Annotated in this window: 1 protein-coding gene and 1 pseudogene; both read left to right on the top strand. The window is 62.6% G+C overall.

Annotation, left to right across the window (positions count from 1 at the left end; all coding sequences use genetic code 11):
• Positions 1 to 248: pseudogene (locus EN969_RS14400) on the top strand (EamA/RhaT family transporter); the annotation flags it as partial.
• A gap of 142 nt (positions 249 to 390) precedes the next feature.
• A partial coding sequence (locus EN969_RS14395) for a flavin reductase family protein (RefSeq protein WP_164758254.1) occupies positions 391 to 876 on the top strand: 486 nt, incomplete at its 3' end.

The raw sequence follows: 876 nt of genomic DNA, 5'->3' as shown, positions 1-876 counted from the left end.
GCGGCGTGCCGCTGGTCGTCGTCGCGCAGGTTGCGTCGGCATCGGCGATGTTCGCGTTCTTCTTCCGGCTGCAGGCGGTCGGCGGTCCGGTCTATCTCAGCCAGATCGGTTATGTGGCGGCGGCCGTCGGCCTGTTTGCCGGAACCCTCTTCCTCGGCGAGCACTATCAACTGCTGACCTGGGCAGGCGCGCTCATCATCACTGCCGGCGTGTTCATCACCACCAGGGCACAAAGCCAGAAGGCGTGAGCGGTCGCAGGGGATCCGAACTGCCTTCGCGCCTGGAGCCGATCTCACCTGAATTTGTATCCAGATCTGCTTTATCTTCTTGTTTGAGCGTGGTCTTTTCCGAGGACCTTTCCCTTTTTGGAATCGTGCTCTGGAGCAAGCCATGACCGAACCGAAGACATCCGAGGGGACTGCCGTCGATGTAGCTGATTTTCGCGCCGCGATGCGGCTGATCGTCGGCAATGTTAGCGTCATCACCGCCGGCACCGGCGAGGATCGCTCCGGTCTGGTGGTCATTTCGGTCGTCTCGCTGTCGGCCGAGCCGCCCAAGGTGATCGCCTGTGTCAACCGGTCATCGTCGACCTGGCCGGTGATCGAACGCTACCGGCATTTCGGCGTCAACTCGCTTGGCCCCCAGCATCAGCGCGTGGCCGAGCGGTTCTCCGGCTTCGGCGGCATCAAGGGCAAGGACCGCTATGAGGGCGCCGAATGGGTGACGCTCAAGACCGGAGCTTTGCTGCTTTCGGATGCGGTGGCCGCATTCGACTGCAGCCTCGATGAAATGATCGATCGCGGCACGCATTCCATCGTCATCGGTTCGGTCGAGGCCGTGCGCACGTCCGATGCCGGCCAGGCGCTGATCTACTGG

Origin of the sequence: Mesorhizobium sp. M7A.F.Ca.CA.003.01.2.1, assembly GCF_003998945.1 — a bacterium.
GTDB lineage: Bacteria > Pseudomonadota > Alphaproteobacteria > Rhizobiales > Rhizobiaceae > Mesorhizobium > Mesorhizobium ciceri.
Note: the sequence above shows the minus strand (reverse complement) of the source record. Positions and strands in the feature narration are given on the sequence as shown.